Raw genomic sequence first — 21,176 nt, 5'->3', positions numbered from 1 at the left:
CAGTAATCTTCACAGCAACGCACCCGCCAACCAACGAAAGAAGGACATACCATGGATATGATCATCGCCTGCACCCTGCTGGGTATCGTCGCCGGGATACTGGCCGGCATGCTCGGGATTGGTGGCGGTGTCGTTATCGTGCCCGCCCTGGTGCTGATACTCTCGGCCCAGGACTTTCCGTCGGAATTCATCGTGATCACGGCGGTAGCCACGTCCCTGTGCACCATTATCTTCACCTCGATCTCGGCCGCCCGGGCCCAGATCAAGCGCCAGGCGGTGGACTGGACCATCTTCAGGCTATGGGCGCCCACGGTGGTGATGGGCAGTTTCCTCAGTGGTTTTATCGCGGCGCGTTTACCTGCAATTGTGTTGGAGACTGGTATTGCGGTGTTCCTGCTGGTGATATCCGTGATCATGCTCAGTCGCTGGGTGCCGGACCCGGCGCGGACCATGCCGGGCAAGGCCGGTACCACGGGCCTGGGTCTGTTCAGTGGGGTACTGTCCGGGTTGGCCGGGATCGGCGGGGGCAACGTGATGGTGCCGCTGATGGTGTTCTTTAACGTACCTATGCAACGGGCGGTGGCTACCTCCAGTGCCCTCGGCTTTCCGCTGGCGGTAGTGGGCACCCTGGGCTATATCATCTCCGGCTGGGGCCGGTCCGCGGCAGACTGGTCACTGGGCTATGTCTACCTGCCGGCGGTGGCGCTGATTGCGGTTTTTACGGTGTTACTGGCACCGGTGGGAGTATCGCTGAGTCACAGGATTCCGGCACCTACGCTGAAACGGTGCTTTGGCGGGTTATTGCTGCTGGTGGCGGGGCGGATGTTGTTTAACGGGTTGTGAGGCTGCTGGTAGTCATTGTTTCAGTTGCTCCAGGTTGACTTACCTCCGGGATCCCTGCATGTTAAGCCTCGTTCGGCGCTCGTAGCATTCCAGGAACTCCACCGTACCGGTCCCGGCTGGCTCCACCACCCCGCGAACCCCGAATTTCCACCTGTGCCAGTGATAGCCAGACCGTTTCCAGAAGGACTTTGGAAGTCATGAACGGACCCGTGTTGCTCCAGTCGTCTCGGGCAATCAGCGCGATTGTTGTGCTCTGCGTCATTGTATTACTGTTGACGGGCCCTTCGGCTCAGGCTCGATCCTCAGGCAACATCCTTGCCACAGACAGTCAATGGACTCCGCTTGAACTTTCCGTCACTGATACCCGCTATTCCCTCGCTTCACTTGACCATTCATCCGGTTTTGTCCCCGTGCCCGATAACCTGGCGCTGGAGGACGCGCTTGGTCAGCCCCCGCAGGACGAGACCTTCGGCCTGACTCCCAATTTCCGAGAGTACAGCCGCTACTGGCTCTATACCAATCTCCGAAATCGTTCCGACAATCGGGACTGGATGCTGCATATCAGCAACTTCGGATTTCTGGACCCCAGGGTCCTGGTCCAGGGGGAAGACGGGCAGGTGATCAGAACCTTCAGTAACAATGGCTACCAGGCTGGCACTGACATCAACACCATTGGCCGCGCCGTCAGGATCCAGCTCGAACCGGGACAGGACTACCGGCTGGTAGTGGAGTTGACCGCCTACAAAGCGGCGTGGCAGCCCTACATCGGCCTGATGAGCGACCATTATTACCAGGGCTGGAAGATTACGCAGGACCTGGCCTACAAGACGGCGGTGGGCATCATACTGGGCTTCATCCTGCTGGGGCTGACCTGCTGGCTGGTCACTTGGGAGACACCCTTCTGGTGGGCTACGCTGTCTGCCCTGCTGATGCTGGTCTATCACCTGGAACACAGCAGCCTTCCGGCCCTGTTGTGGCAGTCCAGCTACGAGAAAAATGGGTTCTTCTGGGCGCTGATGTTTGCCACCATGCTGTCGCAACTGGCGTTCGCAGGCAGCTTCCTGGGTATCCGGCGAGGCTCCGGGCGATGGTACTACGCCTTTGCCGGAGCCATGGTGGTTACCGCCATTCTGGCTGTTGCCAGCCAGGTTCTCTCATTTGAGGCCAATATGCGACTGGCCGCCCTGAACTACCTTGTTGTGGCTGTGGTTGTCCTCGGTTCCGGGGTTTGCCGGGTCCGGTCCGAGGGCAGTTACTATTTCATCTACCTGCTGGGCTGGTTTCCCATGGTGCTGTCCATCCTGCAGGTGGCCTGGGTAGTCCAGGGGCCCGGAAGTAGCAGTGGCGAAATCACCGCCTCCTACAAGATGATCCACGTGGTCTACATCCAGATCCTGCACCTGTTGCTGCATGCGGTGGCCCTGGTCCTGAGGTTGAGGGCACTGCGCCGGGAAAAGCTCAAGGCGGAGTTCCTCAGCCTGGCCAAATCCCGCTTTATCGCCCAGAGCAGCCACGACCTGGCGCAACCCCTGCATTCGATGAGTGTGTTCCTGGAGTACCTGAAGCCCTATGTGCAGGGGCAGCAAGGCCAGAAAATCTTCCACCGGTTGCGGCATACCCACCGGCAGATGAACGAGTCCTTCCGGGCCATCATGGACCTTGGCAAGCTGGAGTCCGGCGTGATCCGTCCCGAGCCGAGGGCAGTCAGGCTCTCAGACCTATTCTCCAGACTCGAGCAGGACTACCGGGTGCTGGCACGGGAGAAAGGTCTCCAACTGAGCGTCTGCCACTGCTCGCTGACCGTCTTCAGTGACCCGGTGCTGCTGGAGCGACTGTTGCACAACTTGCTCTCCAACGCCATCAAGTACACGGATCAGGGCAAGGTGCTTGTAGGCTGTCGGCGCCAGGGGCAGGCGGCGATTCTGCAGGTACTGGACACCGGGTGCGGTATCACCGACCACGCACGGGAGCAGATCTTCGACATCTATCATCGATCGGCTGGAGGAGACACCGTGGCGGAAGGCTCCGGCATTGGCCTGTCCATCGTCCGCCATCTCGCCGATCTTCTGGATCATCCGCTCTCCCTGGCATCAACACCCGGTCGTGGAAGCCGGTTCTCGGTGACCGTGCCGCTCCTGAACGAAGGGGCGACGGACACCAAACCATTGCGGCAGGCACCCGCGCCAGTAGTGGCGTTGGCGTTCACGGATCGGGAACTGGTCGAGACCGTTTCAGGCTACCTGCGTCGGTGGCAGCAGACCCCGGTGGTGTTCGACTCCCTGGGCCAGGCCCTCGGATCGGACGCTGCTATCACCGTTTTGCTGTGCGATCAGGACAGCCTGGAGAGGTCGATATTGTCGATGGAGCAGGCCCGGTCGGTCGCCCAAAGCACCGCCCTCGCGTGTGTCTGTAAGCCAGGCACACCCCTGCCGGAATCGTGGACGGCCCTCTCCCCACACGCCCTGCCCGTGCAATTGAGGGCGTTGCTGAATACCGCCGGGCGCCGGCAGCCGGCGACAGCGGCGTGCCGATCCACCGGGATCGCAGACGACCCCTCTCACGTTCCCCATACCGCCCCAACCTGATGAACCGACCCCTATGACCATCAAGGTACTGATCACCGAGGACCACGAACTCTACCGAGACGGATTGCGCCTGTTGCTTGAGGAAGCCATACCCGGCATGGAGGTGATTGAGGCGGAAGACTTCCCCGCGGCCCTGGAGGCCCTTTCCCGGCACCCGGACATTGCCCTGATGCTGCTGGACATCCAGTTGCCGGGCACTCGCGGCCTTGACGGACTGAGGGACATCAAGACCTGCTATCCGGCACTGTCGGTAGTCGTGGTCTCCACCATCGACCACCAGGCCAGCATCCAGCAGATGCTGCAACTGGGGGCAGACGGGTTTATTGCCAAGACGAGTTCCCGGGCGGTGATGGTCCGCGCGCTGCGAGACGTCATGGCCGGGGAATCCGTGATTATCGGCGGCCAGGAGGGCCACCACACACCCTCCCTGCCGCCCCGTCAGCTGGCCACCCTGGAGCTGATGGCCCTGGGCCTGTCCAACAAGGAGATTGCCGCCCAGCTCACGATCTCCCCCGCCACGGTGAGGGAATACGTGTCGGACCTGCTGGTTCGGTTTGATTGTGCTAACCGGACCCAGGCCGTGCTGAAGGCACGGCGGCTTGGGTATATTCTCGACTGATGATTCAGAACCCGAACCCCGACACCAGGGCCCGATTGCCGCTGTCCACATCCACCGCGATCAGGCTGCCAGTACTCTGGTCAGTGACATACAGAATCCGCGCCTCGGCATCGAATGCGGCGTCGGCCGGGGTGGATGTCGGGTTGAAGGGGCTGCCGCCGCCGATCAGCTGGTCATCGCCGCTGTCGAATTCGCCATCCGGGCCCCGGTCGTGGCCGGAAACCACGCTGCGGTCGCCGCTGGACAGGTCCACGGCGACGATGCTGGGTGGTACCTGATCGATGCTGAATCCGAATGCGCTATCCAGTACCAGAGCGCGGTTGTTGGCCGCATCCAGGGCGACAGACACCGGGATCCTGAGAATATTGCCACTGCCGGTAGCCGGATCCGAGATCACCGTACGGTCGCCGCTGGACAGGTCCACGCTTATCAAACCACCCAGCTCCTCATCGTTTATGTCGAACAATAGCACCAGCAGGCGATTGTTCCGGGCATCCAGAGCCACGGATATGGGCGACCGAATTGCCGGACCGGTGCCGATGTCGGTCTCCCCGCTGCCGTTGCCGGTCGAGATCAGGGTGCGATCGCCACTGTCCAGATCCACGGCGACCAGGCTGCCACGCTGGGCCACCAGCACCCGGTTATTGGCGACATCCACGGCCAGCGCCCGGATGTTGTCGAATGTCGGCCCCTCACCCACGTCATCACCGGACAGGGTGGAGCGGTCCCCGCTTTCCGGATCTACTGCTACCACTGTATTCGCCGAAGCATCCGCGACCAGCAAGCGGTTGTTGGCGGTATCTGCCACCAGGTTTCGAGCGTCGAGTAACCGAGGGCCTTGCCCGCGAACTTGATTGGGGTTGTCCGCATCGAAGCCGGAGAGTGTGACGCGGTCGCCAAAGGTGTCGCCCGGGGCCAGGTTCACGCCGTAGATCTCACTGCTACCATCGTTCAGGATGTCATCAAGCACGACCACCATCGGCTGGCGGGCGTCGGCATTGGGCAGCAGGGCCACGGCAGCAGGTGCCAAAAAGTCCGGACCGCTACCCAGGCGACTCCCCAGCGCGAGGCGGTCGCCGTTGCCCAGATTCACTACAAACACAGCTCTACTGCTGGAGTCGGCAACCCAGAGACGGTTGGCGTCTCTGGGGTCAAACAGCATATCGCTGATCTGTGTGAGGCGAGAGCCTGTGCCGATCACGGTGTCTTCCTCGTCCAGGCCGGAGAGCAGGGTCGTGCTACCGTTGCCGAGGTTGACACTGAAGAGATTATCACTGAAAACGTTTTCCCTGCTGGCAAGCACCGCCAGTTCGCTACCACCTGCAGGATCAAACCTCACCGCCTTGGGGTTGTTAAAGGTGGCCACCCTGCGTTTGCTTTTGCCTGCCAGGTCGACCTCGAACAAAGCCTCGATGCCAACGACAGTGTCTACCACCAGGGCGCGCTCCGGGCTGGCCGGATCCACGTCGATGGATACCGGGGAGGCGATACTGACATTGTTGGTGGTGCCCGCCGCCAGGTTATCCAGATCGACAGTCAGCAGCCGGTCGGTGCCGGAATCGCCGATCAGCAGCCGGTTATTGGTGGTATCAAGCGCCAGTGACGAGGCAAAGGAGAACCCGGATACCAGCTCCGTGCGCGCCAGGGTCGCCAGATCTACCGCAATCACTTTGCCGGTGCCTGGGATGGAGCCTCTATCCAGCACCAGGGCGCGATTCTCGGCGGTATCCACCACCACCTGACTCGGTACGAGAAAGTTAGTGCCATGGCCGTCCCCTGTCTGACCGAGGATAGTGCGATGCCCCAGGGTTGGCCCGTCGCTCAGGTCCAGGGCGAACAGAGCGTCCAGGACTTGATCTATGACCAGCAAACGCGCTTCGCCGCTGACGGTGTCGAGAGCCAGGCCCTTAGGGCTGTGCAGGGCGGGACCGGGGTTTTCGACCTGTTCCAGGGTCAGGCTGAAACGCCCTACGCCACCCCGCGCGTCCTGGACTACGCCTTCCAGCGTATTGGTACCAGCCTGCAACGGCACGTTCGGCACCTGCCAGGTGGCGAAGCCGTCGTCTGTCTCCGCCAGCACGCCATGGACGGTGACGGCTGTGATGGCATCGCCATCCGGGTCGGTAGCAGTGCCCCGGACCGGGATATCGGTTCCGGTGGTCAGGCTGCCCGAAAGCGGGAACTGGACAGACGCGGTTGGGGCATGGTTCTCGTCTTCCGGCGGTGTCGGATCGTCTGATTCCGGTGGCGCGGGGCTATTCGCCCCATCGGAACCACCGCCTCCGCCGCCTCCACAGGCCCCCAGCAGTACTACCAGACCAGCCATCGCCAGCCACCGTGACGCGCTCTCTAGCATCCTCATGCAACCACTCCCCAGTTTTCTTACGGCCAAAGTCGGTCACTTTACGGCTCGGGTAAGACGGCGGGTACCCGACAGATGTCGGGATGGAAGGGGCAGTCAATCGTCCGGCTCGCGCACCGCCACACACTTTTAGCTTGCCGGAAGGCAATGCCTTCCTGGGCTTCCAGGGGCGCTCAGGCAAACACATTGATAACTTGCAGGTGGTCTACGCCGAACTCGTCGAGAACTGGTAATCCAGGGGATTGGGACACGCCGGTGCTGAGGTTTATGTCACAGGAACTCCATAACACCGTCGTCTAAACGACTGTACTGTATCGCCAGCTTGTCCTTCAGATAGTTCTGGTGAACCTGCCACGGCTCGCGGTCGCCCTGCCTGGGCAGGATGTCCGTCGCCCGCAGTACATAGCCGGATGTGAAGTCGAGGAACGGCCTGGCTCCTACCGAGGGATCTCCCCGGGGGACAGCCATCCGATAGCCTTTGCGATCCATGTAACGCAGCAGGCGACAGGTGTAGTTTGAGGTCAGCTCAGCTTTGAGTGTCCAGGAGGCGTTGGTGTAGCCGAACGTGATGATCAGGTTCGGCACATCGCTGAGCATCATGCCCTTGTAGGACATGCAATCACCGGGAGTCACGGGTTGGCCGTCTACCGTCAGAGCCATGCCACCCAGGGCATTGAGCTTCAGGCCGGTAGCGGTAATGATGATATCGGCTTCCAGTTCTTCACCGGAGCTGAGGAGGATGCCACCGGGGGTAAACCGTTCAATGTTATCAGTAACCACAGAGGCCCGCCCTGCTCTCAGGTCATGGAACAGGTCACCGTCAGGCACGGCGCAGATACGCTGATCCCAGGGTTTGTACGAGGGTGTAAAGTGTCTTATGTCGACGTCGCTGCCAACCTGGTCCTGCACCATGTTCAGCAGTCGCTGCCTGAACATTTCAGGCCTGGTTCGTGCAACGTGATAGAAGAACGACCCCAGCAGCACGTTTTTCCAGCGGGTGAATTGATGCGCAAGTCGCAGTGGTAGCCATTTCTGCAGAGTAAGGGCGACCCCGTCATTCTGTGGGCGGGTGACCACATAACTGGGTGAGCGTTGCAGCATGGTCACATGGCGTGCCTTCTGTGTCAGGGCTGGCACCAGGGTGACAGCAGTCGCGCCGCTACCAATCACCACCACACGCTTGTCCTGGTAATCGAGATGCTCCGGCCAGAACTGAGGGTGGATGATCTGTCCCTCGAAGGTCTCTTCTCCCGGGAACGTCGGCCGGTAGCCTTCATCATAGCTGTAGTAGCCGGAGCAGGAAGCAATGAAACGCGCCCGGTAGGTCTCCTCGTGTTCCTTGCCCTCAGAATCGGTGGCGATGGCCTTGACGGCCCAGAGACCATCGCTACCTGACCAGCTGGCAGACACCACACAGCGCTGAAAACGGATGTTCCTGACGGCGCCGGACTCTTCGGCAAGCTCCTCGATATAGTGTTTGATGTCCGGGCCGTCGGCGATGGCCTTGCGTTGGGTCCAGGGTTTATAGCTGTAGCTCAGCGTGTACATGTCGGAGTCCGAGCGGACGCCGGGATACCGGAACAGGTCCCAGGTTCCCCCGATCGCCTGTCGGCGTTCGAGAATCAGGTAGCGCTTGCCTGGACATTTTTCGGTCAACGCACGGGCGGCGCCTATGCCGGACAGGCCGGCTCCGATGATAAGGACATCCAGCGGCGAGGATTGGAGTTGTTCTTGTTCGCTGCTCATTGATGGTTCGCTTTTCAGTGTTGCTGATTTTGTAGCATAGAGCTGGAGGGGGTGGAAAGGTTCCGGGATGGCCTTCCGAAACGAAAAACGTTGTTTCTCTGACTGTTTCGGAAGGCCATCCCGGAACCTTTCATTCTGGCTGTCGGATTAGCCGGGCAATGATTTGTCGCGCGGCGGCCAGTAGCGGTACTCGAGGTGTATCGACCAGGCCACCTTCTGGCAGTGACTGGCTCACTGTTCTGGTCTATTACTTTAGCCATGGAAGGAGATAATTTATGGACATGCCCACGTTTGAAGAACTCAGGGACCTGGCCCGACGTGACCCGGAAGGATTTGAGGTGTTGCGCACGGAGTTGATTGAAGACTGTATCCGACAAAGTTCCGGGTGCAGTCGACGCCGGCTGCGTGGTATCCAGTTTGTGATTGACGCCCGGCGACGGGTGGCTGGCAGCCCAATGAAGGCCCTACTGGATATCCAGGCCATGATGCATGACTCGTTTCTGGACCTGCGCCTGGCCATTCAGGGGCAGCGGCTACACCTTGAGCCCTCTGTGTCGACGGGAGCTCGAATCTTGCCCTTTCAGCGGCCAGGCCGCTGATCGAAACAATGTCAACGCTGGAAGCACCGGGATAGCCTCGGTCGGCAAGCGGGGATCCTTCGGTGAGCAATGAAAATTACTTAGGGGTCCCATTGATTGGCTCTGCCAGCTGCTTTTCGGGTGGAAAGGTTCCGGGGGCAGAAAGTGCCCCGGGCACGCCTTCCGGAACGAAAAACTTCGTTTTCCTTACTGTTCCGGAAGGCGTACCCGGAGCCCTTTCTACTGATCTTGGTGGATAACGCCTTTCGATACGAGACGGATGTCAGCATCACCTGCAGCTGTTTATTCATCCGGGATCTCGGACGTATCCGGATGCCGGCTGACGACTCTCAAACACTCCCTGAATTCGAGCGGACGGGTAGTTCTCGGTAATTCCGACTTTTCCCGATCAGATGTGCCGATTCGGGGCCGGGGTGCCAGAACAGTCAGGAAAACGAAGTTTTTCGTTCTGGCACCCCGGCCCCGGATCGGCACCACCTCTAAAGCAGCAGGCAAGAGAGAGCTGAATAAACTCAGTCACAATACCCCGGAAAAGCCAACAACCCAGTCAATAACCGGCGCCGGATAAACCCCGATGACGAGGATCAGCACAGCTACCACTATCAGGGTCAGGCCACCAACACGGCTCCCCCAGTCTTCGGTCGCATCCCGCCGACGCATCCCAGGCTCCGGCATATACAGCGTCACCATCACCCGCAGGTAATAGAACAGGCCGATAGCACTGCCGGCGACTACGCCGCCCACCAGCCACCACCGGGCATCCGCCACGCCCAGGGCAATTACATAGAACTTCCCGATAAACCCGGCGGTCAGCGGAATTCCGGCCAGCGAGAGAAAGCTCACGGTCATGACGGCAGCCAGCCACGGCCGGCGCCAGAACAGTCCCCGGTAGTGGTGCAGGCCGGCGGCGTCTTCGCCACCGAAGGGGCTGGACACCTGGGTGACCACGCCGAAGGCGGCCAGCGTGGTGACCAGGTAGGTGATCAGGTAGACCCCGGTGGCTTCCACGGCCAATTGTCCCCCTACGACAATCGCCACCAGCAGGTAGCCGAAATGGGCGATGGACGAGTAGCCCAGCAGCCGTTTCAGGTTGGGTTGGAACAGGGCCAGCAGGTTGCCGCCGAGCATGGTGATGAGGGCTAGCAGTGTAAACAGGGTACGTAACCACTCACTATCAAAAATGGGTGCGACCATGACCAACCGCAGCAACACCAGGAATACCGCCAGCTTGCTCACCGTGGCCAGGAAAATTGTGGCCGGGGCCGGGCCGCCCTGGTACACGTCCGGGGTCCACAGGTGGAAAGGCACGATGGACAGCTTGAAGCCCAGGCCCACCACCATCAGCACGGCGCCAGCCAGGGTCCAGGCATCCGGGGAGGCGGCCAGTCCGGCAGCGAGGCCGGCCAGGTCCATGCGGCCGGTGCGGGCGTAGATCAGCGCCATGCCGAACAGCAGGAAGGCAGTGGCGGCGGCGGATAGCACCAGGTACTTGATGCCTGCCTCCAGGGACCGTTCCGCCCGGAAGCTGTAGGCCAGCATGCCGTACAAGGGCATGGACAGCAGCTCCAGGCTGATGAACAGGGTCGCCAGGTGGTCGCTCGCCACCAACCCCAGGGCGCCGGTGACGGCACAGAGCAACAGCAGATAGAACTCTTCCCGGGGACCGATATAGCCAGTCAAGTAGTGGTGGCTGAGGGCTACAGTCACCAGGGCACACAGCAGTACCAGTACGCTGCCCATGATCGCCAGGCCGTCCACCGTCATCAGCGGCGGTGATATCAGGGCCCCGGCGGCCAGCGGTACGCTCAGCAAGGCCAGCACCAGCCCACCGGCGGACACCATGGCGGTGCCGGCGTGATGCCGCTGCCAGGCCACACTCAGCATCACTACCACGGCGGTGGTGGCGACAATGATCAGTGGTAGCAGGGAAATCAGGCTTTCCAGGGTCAGCATCAGTTCACCTCCCCTGCCCGGGCGGCCAGATCGGCGCCGTCGGTGAACAGTTCAGCAACCGGTGCGGCCACGGCAGCGGTGGTATCCAGCAGGGGTTGCGGGTAGAGCCCCACGGCGATGGTCAGCACCAGCAGGGTCAGCATCATGCCGTACTCCCGGGCGTCAGGACCCTTCAGCGGACCGGGGCGGTACTCGGGCCCGTAGTGCACCCGCTGCATCAGTAGCAGGGAGTAGATGGCCGCCAGCACCAGCCCCACACTGGCGATGACCACCACCACCGGCGCGCTGGGGAAGGTGCCAAACAGCACCATGAACTCCCCCACAAAGTTGGCGGTGGCCGGCATGCCCAGGGAGGCGGCCACAAAACACAGGGTAAACCCGGGCAGCACCGGTATCCGGCTCCACAGCCCGCCCATGGTGCGCATGTCCCGGGTGTGGATGCGTTCGTAAAGCTGGCCGCTGAGGATAAACAGCCCGGCGCTGGAGAAGGCGTGGGCCACCATCAGGATAATGGCCCCCTGGATCGCCAGTTCCGAGCCGGAATACAGGGCAATCAGCACAAAGCCCATGTGGGAGATACTGGTATAGGCAATCAGTCGCTTGATGTCCTGCTGCCCGCAGGCCAGTACCGCCCCGTAGATGATGCCCACCAGCCCCAGGGTCATGGCGACCGGTGCAAAGGCGGCGGACTGTTCCGGGAACAGCGGCAGGGCAAAGCGGATCATGCCGTAGGCGGCGGTTTTCAGCAGGATGCCCGCCAGGTCGACACTGCCAGCCGTGGGCGCCTGGGCGTGGGCGTCCGGCAGCCAGCCGTGGAAGGGCACCACCGGCAGTTTCACCGCGAAGGCGATAAAGAACCCCAGCATCAGCCAGAACGCCAGCGGTTCCGGCACATCGGTACCCCGCAGCACGTCATAGCTGAACGACAGTTCGCCAGTATTGCTGTAATGGACGAACACCAGCGCGAGGATCGCCACCAGCATCAGCAGGCCGCTGGCCTGGGTGTAGATGAAGAAGCGGGTGGCGGCGCGGATGCGGGTCTGGCCGGGGGAGCCACTGTGGCCCCACAGGGCAATCAGGAAATACATGGGCACCAGCATCATTTCCCAGAACAGGAAGAACAGGAACAGGTCCAGCGCCAGGAACACGCCCACCACGCCGCCGAGGATAAACAGCAGGTTGAGGTGGAAGAACCCTACCCGGTGGGCAATCTCGTGCCAGGAACAGAGCACCGCGAGGGCACCGAGGAAGCCGGTGAGCGCCACCAGGATCAGCGACAGGCCATCCAGGGCCAGGTGGATCTCAATACCGAAGCGGGGAATCCAGTCCACACGCCATTCCAGAAGCCACTGGCTCTCACCGTTCCCAGGCAGGCTGAAGTTGCCCCCCAGCCATAGCAGCACACTGATCACCAGCACGAACAGCATGGTGGCCAGGGCAATCCAGCGGGGGGCCTGTTCACCCCAGCGCTCTGCCTGCCAGCACAGCAGGCCGCCCAGGAACGGGATCAGGATCAGCCACACCAGGATCATGCGCCACCTCCCGGTGCCAGGGCCAGCGCAAGCAATATCACCGTGGTCCCAAATACCATCACCACCGCATAGCTGCGGGTACGCCCGTTCTGGCTGCGCACCAGGCCGGCGTTGAAGGCCCGGGCGATCAGTGCCGGCAGGTTCATGAACAGGTTGATAAAGTCGAACCGCAGCATTCGTACACTCCATTGCCAGGGCCGCACCAGTGCCCGGTCGAACAGGGCATCAAAGCCCCAGGCGTGGTGCCACAGCTTCCAGAGTCCCGCGCCGGCGCCCTTGTCAGTGATGTTGTCCAGCCAAGACCGGCGCATCAGGAACAGCCATCCGGCCAGCGCCAGGCCGGCGATGGCCGCGCCCATGGCCAGTACCTGCAGCAGGGTGTGGCCGGTTTCGACGGTGTCCCCTGGCGCTTCCGGGAACAGCCCTCCCAGGCCCGGGTAAATCCAGGCGCCGATGAAAGTGGACAGCACTGCCAGTACCACCAGTGGCAGGTGGTGGGTGAACACACTGGTGCCTGGCTCGGGGTGGCGGGCATGGTCGCTGCCAGGCTCGCCATGGAAGGTGCCGAGGATCAACCGCACGGTGTAGATACCGGTGAGCACCGCCCCCAGCAGGCCGGCGATCAGAAGCCCGGTGCGTTCCGCCGCCATGGCCTGCCACAGGATTTCGTCCTTGCTGAAGAAGCCGGCGCTGACCAGCGGCAGCGCCACCAGCGCGGCGCCACCGACGACAAAGCCGCCATAGGCCACCGGAAGCTTGCGCCACAGGCCGCCCAGCTTGCCCATGTCCTGCTCGTGGTGGCAGCTGATAATCACCGCCCCGGCGGACAGGAACAGCAGGGCCTTGAAGAAGGCGTGGGTGACCAGGTGGAAGATGGCGGCGTCGAAGGCCCCCACCCCCAGGGCAAAGAACATGTAGCCGATCTGGCTCATGGTGGAATAGGCCAGTACCCGCTTGATGTCGGTCTGGGCCAGGGCCGCAAACGCCGCCAGCAGCAGGGAGACGGCGCCGATCACACCCACCAGCAACATTACATCCGGCGCCAGCAGGAACAGCCCGTTGAGGCGGGCGATCAGGTAGACCCCCGCGGTGACCATGGTGGCGGCATGGATCAGGGCGGACACCGGCGTGGGGCCGGCCATGGCGTCCGGCAGCCAGGTGTGCAGCGGTACCTGGGCGGACTTGCCCAGGGCGCCGCCGAGTACCAGCAGGGCGGCGAGGTTGGCCGTGGCGCTGCCTTCGGCCCAGAGCTCCGGTGCCCGGGCCAGCACCGTGGCGATGTCCAGGGTGCCCAACTCCATGAAGATCAGAAACAGACCCAATGCCAGGAACACATCCCCGATGCGGGTCACCACAAAGGCCTTGAAGGCGGCCCGGGCATTGTCCAGGCCCTGGTAGTAGTAGCCAATCAGCCCGTAACTGCACAGCCCGACACCTTCCCAGCCCAGGAACAGCAACAGCAGGTTGTCCCCCAGTACCAGCAGCATCATGCTGAACACGAACAGGTTCATCCAGGCGTAGAAGCGGGTGATGCCGGCTTCGCCGGTCATGTACCAGGCAGCGAACAGGTGGATCAGGAAGCCCACCCCGGTGATCACCGACATCATCACCAGGGCCAGGCCATCCACCGCCAGGCCAATGGTGGGCTGGAAGTCGCCGACGGCGATCCAGGTCCACAGGGTGACGCCCTCGGTGCCGCCGCCATGGCCCATCACCGCCCACAGGGTAGCCAGTGCCGCCAGGCCGACACTGCCCACGCCAATGACGGAACTGGCCCGGGGCCCCAGGCGCCCGGCGGAGAAGGCCAGGATCAGGGTGCCCATCAGAGGGAACAGGAACGAAAGTACCACCGGTGTAACCATCATCCACGCATCCTGCTGGCTGCATCGAGATCAAGGGAACGGTAACGCTGGTAGAGCTGGATCATCAGCGCCAGGCCGACACTGGCTTCTGCTGCCGCCAGGGTGATCACCAGCAGGAACATGGCCTGGCCGTCCGGCTGGTTCCAGGCGGTGGCCCCCACCACAAAGGCCAGGGCTGCCGAATTGAGCATCACTTCCAGGCTCATCAGCACGAACAGCATGCTGCGACGCAGCATCAACCCGGCCAGCCCCAGGCTGAACAGGATGCTGGCCAGGATCAGTCCGTGCTCCATGGGAATCCCGTTCATGGCGTGCCTCCCCGGTTGCGGTTGCCCGACATCTTCCGGTTCAGGGGGTTGCTGCGCCGGCCTACGTGGGAAGCGGTGACCAGCGCCGCCAGTAGCAGGATGGCGGCCAGTTCCACCACCATCAGCCAGGGGCCGAACAGGGTCAGCCCCACGGCCCTGGCGGTGAGCAGTTCTCCGTCAATCACCTCGCTTACCCCACCCTGGCGCAGCAGCGCCAGCAAGGCTCCCAGCAGGACCAGCGCCAGCAGCGACGGTCCCAGCCAGTAACGGGGGTGGGTCCAGGTCAGCTCCCGCTCCGCGTCCGGGCGCAGGTTGAGCATCATCACCACGAACACAAACAGCACCATGATGGCGCCGGCGTAGACAATGATCTCCAGGGCGCCGGCAAAGGGGGCGCCCAGGGCGAAGAACACCATGGCCACGGCAATCAGCGAGACGATCAGGTACACCACCGCATGCACCGGGCTGGTGCCGGTGATCACGCCCACGGTAGCCAGTACCGCCACCAGGCCACTGAGGTAGAAGGCGATCTCCATTAGGTCCGGCTCCTTCTATGGCAGCAGTGAACGCACATCTTCCGGTGCCTCCTCGTTTTTCGCTTCCCCCTTGTCCTTGCCACCGATGGCCAGCCCGGCCACCTTGTAGAAATGGTAGTCATGGTCCTTGCCGGGGCCGTTGATCAGCAGATCTTCCTTCTCGTACACCAGTTGCTGGCGGTCGTATTCCCCCATCTCGAAATCCGGTGTCAGCTGGATGGCGGAGGTGGGGCAGGCTTCCTCGCACATGCCGCAGAAGATGCAGCGGGAGAAATTGATACGGAAGAACTCCGGGTACCAGCGGCCGTCCTCCTGCTCTCCCTTTTGCAGGGAGATGCAGTCCACCGGACAGGCCACCGCGCAAAGGTTGCAGGCCACGCAGCGCTCCTCGCCGTCCGGGTCCCGGGTCAGCACGATGCGGCCCCGGTAGCGGGGCGGCAGGTACACCTGTTCCTCGGGGTAGTTGACGGTTTCCCGCTTGCGGAAGCTGTGCATGAACACCATGCCCAGGGTGCGCAGCTGGGACCAGGTGGCCGGCACCAGCCAGAGTACGGAACGGATGACCGGGACCTTCTGTTTCTCCATAAGGCCTCCTATCCACCCACCAGGAGCATGACCGCTCCGGTGGCCAGTAAGTTGATCAGTGTCAGCGGCAGGCATACCTTCCAGCCGAAGCTCATCACCCGGTCATACCGGGGCCGGGGCAGTGACGCCCGCAGCAGGATGAACAGCATGAGGAAGAAGCCTGTCTTGATTGCGAACCAGAGAATCGGTGGCAGCCAGGGGCCGTGCCAGCCGCCAAAGAACAGGGTGACGATCAGCGCGGACACCAGCACCATGCCCACGTATTCGCCGATGAAGAACATGCCGAACTTCATGCCGGAGTATTCAATATGGTAGCCGTCTGCCAGCTCCTGTTCGGCCTCCGGCTGGTCAAAGGGATGGCGGTGGGTAACAGCGACACCGGCGATAAAGAAGGTGGCAAAGCCGAAGAACTGGGGAATGATGAACCACAGGCCTTCCTGGGCGTTGACGATGTCGCGCATATTGAAGGATCCGGCCAGGGCCACCACCCCCATCAGCGACAGCCCCATGAACACCTCGTAGGACAGGGTCTGGGCCGATGCCCGCAGTGCCCCCAACAGGGCGTACTTGTTGCCGCTGGCCCAGCCCCCGAGCAGAACGGCGTAGACGTTGATGCCCGCCATGGCCAGGAAGAACAGCAAGCCGATGTGCATGTCCGCCACGCCCCAGCCGGGGGTGATGGGGATGATCACAAACGACAGCAGCAGTGAGGCAAAGGCGATGATCGGCGCCAGCACGAACAGGGGCCAGTCCGCGAAGGGCGGTATCCAGTCCTCCTTGAAGAAGATCTTCAACATGTCGGCGATGAGCTGCAGGGTACCGAAGGGCCCCACCCGGTTGGGGCCGTAGCGATCCTGCCACAGGCCGAGCAAACGACGCTCCACCACGGTCAGGGCTGCCCCCAGCAGCACCGCCCCCAGCAGGATCACCAGGGCCTGGAACATTCCCCAGAGGATGGCAGCCAGCTCCGGTGTCCACCAGTTCATGGCGTGCCTCCTTCAGCCTTGCGCAGGGTCAGTGTGTCGCCCTGAGCCAGGCCGGGTAGCAGGCCCGCAGGCAGACCAGCCCAACCGGAGGGCCACTCGCCCTGCTCTTGCACGGTCAGGGCCGGTCCATCACCGATGAGGAGACTGTCCCCCTCGCGGACCCCCAATGCCTCGGCGTCCTTTTGATTAAGGATAAGCTCAGGCGTGGCCATTCTTTGCTGGATGGGCTCGGCCCGGGCCGACGTCTCCTCGCCGCCGAACAGCCGTGGCAATATCAGGGCCCGCAGCGATCCATCCGTGGTGTCTCCCGGCGCGGGCGGCACAGCTGCGCTGTAGGACCGGTGCCCTGGTTCCCGCTGAATCAGGCGAATCCCCGGGTCGCCGCCCCGGAGGTGTCCGCCGATCTCGTCGGTGAACTTGTTCCAGGCCTGGGGAGAGTTCCAGCCCGGGGCCCAGGCGAAGGGCACCTGCTGGCGCGGCTGGTCGAAACCGCTGTAGCCCTCCATGGAAAACGCGAAGGGTGTGTCCGGGTCCTGCGGGGGGCGGACTTCGCTCACCGCCAGGTTGGCCCGCATGGCAGTACGGCCACTATAACGATGGGGTTCCCGCGCCAGGCGCAAGCCCTCGATGCGGAAATCGGCCCCGGGAGCGGCGTCCACAATACCGGCCAGTGCGGCATGGGCCTCGGCGCAGGCCCGGGTTACGGCGTCCAGGTTGATGTCGCTGACCGCCTCTCCCCTTAATCCGGCCGTCAGGGCGTGCAGCCAGCGCCAGCTTTCATGGATGCGGGCCTCCGGACGCATATAGGCGGGCTCGAATACCTGGAAAAAACGCTGGGCACGGCCTTCCAGGTTGACCAGGGTGCCATCGCCTTCCGCAAAGGTGGCCGCCGGCAGGGTAAAGTGAGCCCCTGCCGTAGTTGCAGTGCTCTGGTGGTCCACGACCACCTGGATATCCGCGCGCCCCAGGGCTTGTTCCACCTGCTCCGGTGGTAGCCGCTGGTAAAGGTCGTTCTCCAACACCACCACGGCGTCGGCCCGGCCCCCATTCAGTTCGTCCAGGGCCCAGTCCAGGGTCTGGCCACCCATCAGTGACAGGCCGGTACTGTTGGCTTCCCGGCGGATCAGCACCAGGCCGCCCTGCTTGGCCCGCCGGGCCAGGGCCTGCGCAATATTGCCCGCTGCCTGCAACACGGCTTCCGACGCCAGGCTGCCACCGCTGACAATGAGGGGGCGCTCAGCGGCCATCAGGTCATCAGCGATTCGCCTGGCCGTTTCTCGGGTGTCCTGGTCAAGCTGATCCACCGCCGGTGCGGCCGGATCAATGAGATGGGCCACGGCAAAGCCCAGCCGTGCAATGTCGTCCGGGGCCAGGGAATAGCGACCGGCGGCTACGTCGTCCAGGTCCGTGGTGGCGGGCCAGGCGATATGCAGGGGGTGGTAGACGTTCTGCCCCAGGGTCTTCAGGGCCTCGGCGTTCCAGGCCGGCACGCCGATCTTCTCGCCCATCGCCTCGCGCCGGGCCAGGGCTGCCTGGCGCAGGTTCAGCCCGAGGCGCCCGGCGCTCTGCACCGGGTCTTCGCCCAGTACCAGGATGGCGTCGTGGTCTTCGATCTGCCTTGGCGTCGGTGTGGGCAGGCCCGAGGTGCGCTGGAGGTGGTTCATCAGGTCGAGGCAGGCCTGCTCCCGGGCCTCGATACCGGTGGAGAAGTTGTCAGCGCCCACCAGTTCCCGCAACTGGTGATTACTCTCCAGGCTGGCCCGGGGAGAGCCGATGCCGATAATCCTGCGGGCATGGCGGAGGGCATCGGTGATGCGGTTCAGGGCCGTGTCCACTTCCAGCGTTACCGCCGGGTGCCCGGCCCCTTCTCGCCACAGGGGCACCAGGGGGCGGTCGTTACGGTTTACGTAGCCATAGCCGAAACGGCCGCGGTCACAGAGGAAGTAACCATTCACTTCACCGTGGTAGCGGTTCTCGATGCGGCGGATGGTGCCATAGCGTTCCCCGGGGCTGATGTTGCAGCCGAGGGAGCACTGGTGGCAGATGCCCGGCGCAAACTGCAGGTCCCACTTGCGGGTGTAGTGGTCGGAATGGCTCTGGTCGGTGAAGACGCCGGTGGGGCAGACTTCGGTCAGGTTGCCCGCGAACGGACTTTCCAGGGTGCCATCCTCGTAGCGCCCGAAATAGATATTGTCCTTGGCGCCGAAGGCGCCCAGGTCGCTGCCGCCGGCGTAGTCGTTGTAGAAGCGCACACAACGATAACAGGTGATGCAGCGGTTCATCTCATGGGCGATGAACGGCCCCAGGTACTGGTTGCGGCGGGTGCGTTTGCGGTAGCGGTAACGGCGCCGGTCATGGCCGGTCATCACCGTCATGTCCTGCAGGTGGCAGTGGCCGCCCTCCTCGCACACCGGGCAGTCGTGGGGGTGGTTGATCATCAGCCATTCCACCACGCTGGCGCGGAAGGCCTTCGCTTCCGCATCGTCAATGGAAATACGGGTCTGATCTGTCGCCGGGCTCATGCAGGACATCACCAGCATGCCCTTGTCGTCGTCCGCGTCCTTGTACTGACGCACCGCGCACTGGCGGCAGGCACCGACGCTGCCCATGGCCGGGTGCCAGCAGAAATAGGGAATGTCCAGGCCCAGGGACAGGCAGGCCTGGAGCAGGTTCTGGGCCCCGTTTACCTCGTATTGCTGTCCGTCCACATGAATGATGGCCATGGTCATTCCCGTTCGCCTGTGTTCGTAGCCGGGTGTTCTGTTCTCATACTTCCCCCACCGGAATCGGGTCCTGGTGGGCTTCGCCCCTGGGCTTGCCCACGCCTTGTTCGAATTCATGGCGGAAATGTCTGAGCGCCGTCTGCAACGGCATGGCGGCACCAGGGGCATGGGCGCAGAAGGTCAGGCCGGGACCGCAGTCCGCCGCCAGCTTGTCCAGCAGCTCGATATCGCCAGGCTCGCCCTGCCCTTGTTCCAGTGACTGCAGCAGCTTGACGACCCATGGCAGGCCGTCACGGCAGGGCGTGCACCAGCCACAGGATTCCCGAGCGAAGAATTGCTCCAGGTTGCGCATCAGCGACACCATGCTCATGTCATCCGGCACCACCGTGAGCAGGCCGGTACCAAGACGACTGCCCTCCTTGCCCACGGTGTCAAAGTCCAGGGGCAGCTCCAGGTGCTCTGGCAGCAGGAAGCCGGTGCTGGCACCCCCGGGCAGCCAGGCCTTGAGCTGGCGGTTGTCCCGCAGACCCCCGGCGCGGTCGAGAATCTCCATCCCGGTGGTACCCATGGGCAGTTCCCACAGGCCAGGGTTGTCCACCGGGCCGGAACAGCCGTAGAGCTTGCTACCGCCATCGTCGGTGCGGTCGCCGGACAGGCCCTGGTACCACCCAGCGCCGTTAAGGATCACCGCCGGCACGTTGCACAGGGTTTCCACGTTGTTGACCACCGAGGGTTTGCCCCAGGCACCGGACTGCCCCGGGAATGGGGGCTTGGCCCGGGGGTTGGCGCGCTTGCCCTCCAGGGAGTTGATCAGCGCGGTTTCCTCGCCGCAGATGTAGCGCCCGGCGCCGGTGTGTACGGCAATGTCGAAGTCGAACCCGCTGCCGTTGATGTCCGGCCCCAGCCAGCCGGCCTCTCTGGCCTCTTCAATGGCCCGGTTCAGCACCCGGGCGGCCTCCACGTACTCGCCGCGCAGGAAGATGTAGCCATAGCGGCTGTTGTTGGCCAGGGCGCCGAGGATCATGCCCTCGATGAGCAGATGGGGCTGCTGTTCCATCAGCAACCGGTCCTTAAAGGTGCCTGGTTCCATCTCGTCCGCGTTACAGATCAGGTAACCACGGGGCCTATCGCCCCCCTGCAGGGTCAGGCTCCACTTGAGCCCGGCGGAGAAGCCCGCACCGCCACGGCCGCGGACGTTGGCTTCCTTCATGGTGGCGATAATGGCATGTGGGTCCCCTTCCGACAGCGCCTTGCGCACGGACTGGTAGCCGTCCTTGCGCAGGTACTCGTCGAGCCAGACCGCCTCGCCGTCGTCCCGCAGCCGCCAGGTGAGCGGGTGGGTGTCGGCACGGCGTTCAGCCTCCGTTTGCATTAGCCGGCTGCGATAGCCCACAGACCGGCGCTGGTTGGGTATGGACTCGCTCATGGGTAGCCCTCCAGCAGGCCGGGCAGGTCGTCGGCAGTCACCGGCCCGTAGGTATCGTCGTCGATCATCAGTGCCGGGGCACCGTCACACGCCCCCAGACAGCAAACCGGCAGCAGGGTGAAGCGGCTGTCGTTAGTGGTCTCGCCATAATCGATGCCCAGCTGATCCACCAGGGCCTGTTTGAGTTCGTCAAAACCGGTCAGGAAGCAGGAGCTGCTGTCACAGACCAGGATCACATGGCGCCCTACCGGTTGTCGGAAGATCAGGCTGTAAAAGGTGGCCACGCCCTCCACCGCACCGGGGCCGATACCGAGCACCCGCGCAATCGCCGGGATCGCCTCATCCGGTACCCAGCCGTGGCGGCGCTGGACAATCTTCAGGGCCTCGATGCAGGCGGCCTGGGGCTGCTCGTAATGTTCCAGTTCCCGCAGGATGGCGGTCTCGTCTGCCGGGTGCAGCTCGAAGCCGTCGCTGCCGATAATCTGTGATGTGGCTACAGGCTCTGCCATGG

Annotated in this window: 16 protein-coding genes; 4 read left to right on the top strand and 12 right to left on the bottom strand. The window is 63.1% G+C overall.

All coding sequences use genetic code 11. The annotated features are described in order from the left end of the window. The first annotated feature begins 51 nt into the window (after positions 1-51). The 3 genes from BM036_RS09215 (at position 52) to BM036_RS09205 (ending at position 4,047) form a co-directional block, all read left to right on the top strand. Positions 52-843, top strand: a complete 792-nt coding sequence (locus tag BM036_RS09215) for a sulfite exporter TauE/SafE family protein (RefSeq protein WP_091850755.1) — start codon at positions 52-54, stop codon at positions 841-843. A gap of 410 nt (positions 844-1,253) precedes the next feature. Then, on the top strand, positions 1,254-3,428 hold the full coding sequence (locus BM036_RS09210) for a sensor histidine kinase (RefSeq protein WP_177186035.1): 2,175 nt from the start codon (positions 1,254-1,256) through the stop codon (positions 3,426-3,428). Between the two features lie 13 nt (positions 3,429-3,441). Continuing rightward, entirely contained in the window at positions 3,442-4,047 is a 606-nt protein-coding gene (locus tag BM036_RS09205; RefSeq protein ID WP_091850751.1) for a response regulator transcription factor, read from the top strand. Positions 4,048-4,051: 4 nt separating this feature from the next. Here the strand turns inward: BM036_RS09205 and BM036_RS09200 are convergent, their stop codons facing one another. Further along, positions 4,052-6,409: an NHL repeat-containing protein gene (locus tag BM036_RS09200; RefSeq protein WP_143066588.1), complete on the bottom strand. Its 2,358-nt coding sequence runs from the start codon at positions 6,407-6,409 to the stop codon at positions 4,052-4,054. A 270-nt stretch (positions 6,410-6,679) separates the two neighbouring features. After that, the gene (locus BM036_RS09195; RefSeq protein WP_091850746.1) at positions 6,680-8,155 is read right to left on the bottom strand and encodes a flavin-containing monooxygenase; all 1,476 of its coding nucleotides are present in this window, start codon (positions 8,153-8,155) and stop codon (positions 6,680-6,682) included. Between the two features lie 275 nt (positions 8,156-8,430). Here BM036_RS09195 and BM036_RS09190 point away from each other — a divergent pair, with 275 nt between their 5' ends. Continuing rightward, the gene (locus tag BM036_RS09190; protein ID WP_091850744.1) at positions 8,431-8,754 is read left to right on the top strand and encodes a DUF3135 domain-containing protein; all 324 of its coding nucleotides are present in this window, start codon (positions 8,431-8,433) and stop codon (positions 8,752-8,754) included. 516 nt (positions 8,755-9,270) lie between these two features. On the opposite strand, the gene nuoN is transcribed toward BM036_RS09190, so the two are convergent. From nuoN to nuoE, 10 genes are read right to left on the bottom strand one after another with little or no spacing between them, the layout of a single operon-like run. After that, on the bottom strand, positions 9,271-10,707 hold the full coding sequence (nuoN, locus tag BM036_RS09185) for an NADH-quinone oxidoreductase subunit NuoN (protein ID WP_091850742.1): 1,437 nt from the start codon (positions 10,705-10,707) through the stop codon (positions 9,271-9,273). After that, entirely contained in the window at positions 10,707-12,239 is a 1,533-nt protein-coding gene (gene nuoM / locus BM036_RS09180; RefSeq protein ID WP_091850740.1) for an NADH-quinone oxidoreductase subunit M, read from the bottom strand. Before nuoM ends, nuoN begins: the two co-directional genes overlap by 1 nt. Beyond that, complete coding sequence (nuoL, locus tag BM036_RS09175; protein WP_091850738.1) at positions 12,236-14,104, bottom strand: NADH-quinone oxidoreductase subunit L; 1,869 nt, start codon at positions 14,102-14,104, stop codon at positions 12,236-12,238. The genes nuoM and nuoL overlap by 4 nt, the downstream gene beginning before the upstream one ends. Beyond that, on the bottom strand, positions 14,101-14,409 hold the full coding sequence (gene nuoK, locus BM036_RS09170; RefSeq protein ID WP_091850736.1) for an NADH-quinone oxidoreductase subunit NuoK: 309 nt from the start codon (positions 14,407-14,409) through the stop codon (positions 14,101-14,103). Before nuoK ends, nuoL begins: the two co-directional genes overlap by 4 nt. Then, positions 14,406-14,945 (bottom strand): NADH-quinone oxidoreductase subunit J, encoded by a 540-nt coding sequence (gene nuoJ, locus BM036_RS09165; protein WP_091850734.1) that lies wholly within the window; start codon positions 14,943-14,945, stop codon positions 14,406-14,408. Before nuoJ ends, nuoK begins: the two co-directional genes overlap by 4 nt. 15 nt (positions 14,946-14,960) lie before the next feature. After that, entirely contained in the window at positions 14,961-15,530 is a 570-nt protein-coding gene (nuoI, locus tag BM036_RS09160) for an NADH-quinone oxidoreductase subunit NuoI (RefSeq protein ID WP_091850732.1), read from the bottom strand. A gap of 8 nt (positions 15,531-15,538) precedes the next feature. Beyond that, positions 15,539-16,516 carry an NADH-quinone oxidoreductase subunit NuoH gene (gene nuoH, locus BM036_RS09155; RefSeq protein ID WP_091850730.1) on the bottom strand — a complete coding sequence of 326 codons (978 nt, stop codon included), beginning with the start codon at positions 16,514-16,516 and terminating at the stop codon, positions 15,539-15,541. After that, positions 16,513-19,239 (bottom strand): NADH-quinone oxidoreductase subunit NuoG, encoded by a 2,727-nt coding sequence (gene nuoG / locus BM036_RS09150; protein WP_091851017.1) that lies wholly within the window; start codon positions 19,237-19,239, stop codon positions 16,513-16,515. The genes nuoH and nuoG overlap by 4 nt, the downstream gene beginning before the upstream one ends. A 43-nt stretch (positions 19,240-19,282) precedes the next feature. Beyond that, complete coding sequence (nuoF, locus tag BM036_RS09145) at positions 19,283-20,665, bottom strand: NADH-quinone oxidoreductase subunit NuoF (protein WP_091850728.1); 1,383 nt, start codon at positions 20,663-20,665, stop codon at positions 19,283-19,285. Beyond that, positions 20,662-21,174: an NADH-quinone oxidoreductase subunit NuoE gene (nuoE, locus tag BM036_RS09140; RefSeq protein ID WP_091850726.1), complete on the bottom strand. Its 513-nt coding sequence runs from the start codon at positions 21,172-21,174 to the stop codon at positions 20,662-20,664. Before nuoE ends, nuoF begins: the two co-directional genes overlap by 4 nt. Positions 21,175-21,176 lie beyond the last annotated feature (2 nt).

This window comes from Marinobacter segnicrescens (assembly GCF_900111555.1).
GTDB lineage: Bacteria > Pseudomonadota > Gammaproteobacteria > Pseudomonadales > Oleiphilaceae > Marinobacter > Marinobacter segnicrescens.
Note: the sequence above shows the minus strand (reverse complement) of the source record. Positions and strands in the feature narration are given on the sequence as shown.

What these genes read in the sequence shown, in the direction of transcription:
- BM036_RS09215 (WP_091850755.1), top strand. Translation starts at nt 52, where the DNA reads ATGGATATGATCATCGCCTGCACCCTGCTGGGTATCGTCGCCGGGATA.
- BM036_RS09205 (WP_091850751.1), top strand. Translation starts at nt 3,442, where the DNA reads ATGACCATCAAGGTACTGATCACCGAGGACCACGAACTCTACCGAGAC.
- BM036_RS09200 (WP_143066588.1), bottom strand. Translation starts at nt 6,409, where the DNA reads ATGAGGATGCTAGAGAGCGCGTCACGGTGGCTGGCGATGGCTGGTCTG.
- BM036_RS09195 (WP_091850746.1), bottom strand. Translation starts at nt 8,155, where the DNA reads ATGAGCAGCGAACAAGAACAACTCCAATCCTCGCCGCTGGATGTCCTT.
- BM036_RS09190 (WP_091850744.1), top strand. Translation starts at nt 8,431, where the DNA reads ATGGACATGCCCACGTTTGAAGAACTCAGGGACCTGGCCCGACGTGAC.
- nuoN (WP_091850742.1), bottom strand. Translation starts at nt 10,707, where the DNA reads ATGCTGACCCTGGAAAGCCTGATTTCCCTGCTACCACTGATCATTGTC.
- nuoM (WP_091850740.1), bottom strand. Translation starts at nt 12,239, where the DNA reads ATGATCCTGGTGTGGCTGATCCTGATCCCGTTCCTGGGCGGCCTGCTG.
- nuoL (WP_091850738.1), bottom strand. Translation starts at nt 14,104, where the DNA reads ATGATGGTTACACCGGTGGTACTTTCGTTCCTGTTCCCTCTGATGGGC.
- nuoK (WP_091850736.1), bottom strand. Translation starts at nt 14,409, where the DNA reads ATGAACGGGATTCCCATGGAGCACGGACTGATCCTGGCCAGCATCCTG.
- nuoJ (WP_091850734.1), bottom strand. Translation starts at nt 14,945, where the DNA reads ATGGAGATCGCCTTCTACCTCAGTGGCCTGGTGGCGGTACTGGCTACC.
- nuoI (WP_091850732.1), bottom strand. Translation starts at nt 15,530, where the DNA reads ATGGAGAAACAGAAGGTCCCGGTCATCCGTTCCGTACTCTGGCTGGTG.
- nuoH (WP_091850730.1), bottom strand. Translation starts at nt 16,516, where the DNA reads ATGAACTGGTGGACACCGGAGCTGGCTGCCATCCTCTGGGGAATGTTC.
- nuoG (WP_091851017.1), bottom strand. Translation starts at nt 19,239, where the DNA reads ATGGCCATCATTCATGTGGACGGACAGCAATACGAGGTAAACGGGGCC.
- nuoF (WP_091850728.1), bottom strand. Translation starts at nt 20,665, where the DNA reads ATGAGCGAGTCCATACCCAACCAGCGCCGGTCTGTGGGCTATCGCAGC.
- nuoE (WP_091850726.1), bottom strand. Translation starts at nt 21,174, where the DNA reads ATGGCAGAGCCTGTAGCCACATCACAGATTATCGGCAGCGACGGCTTC.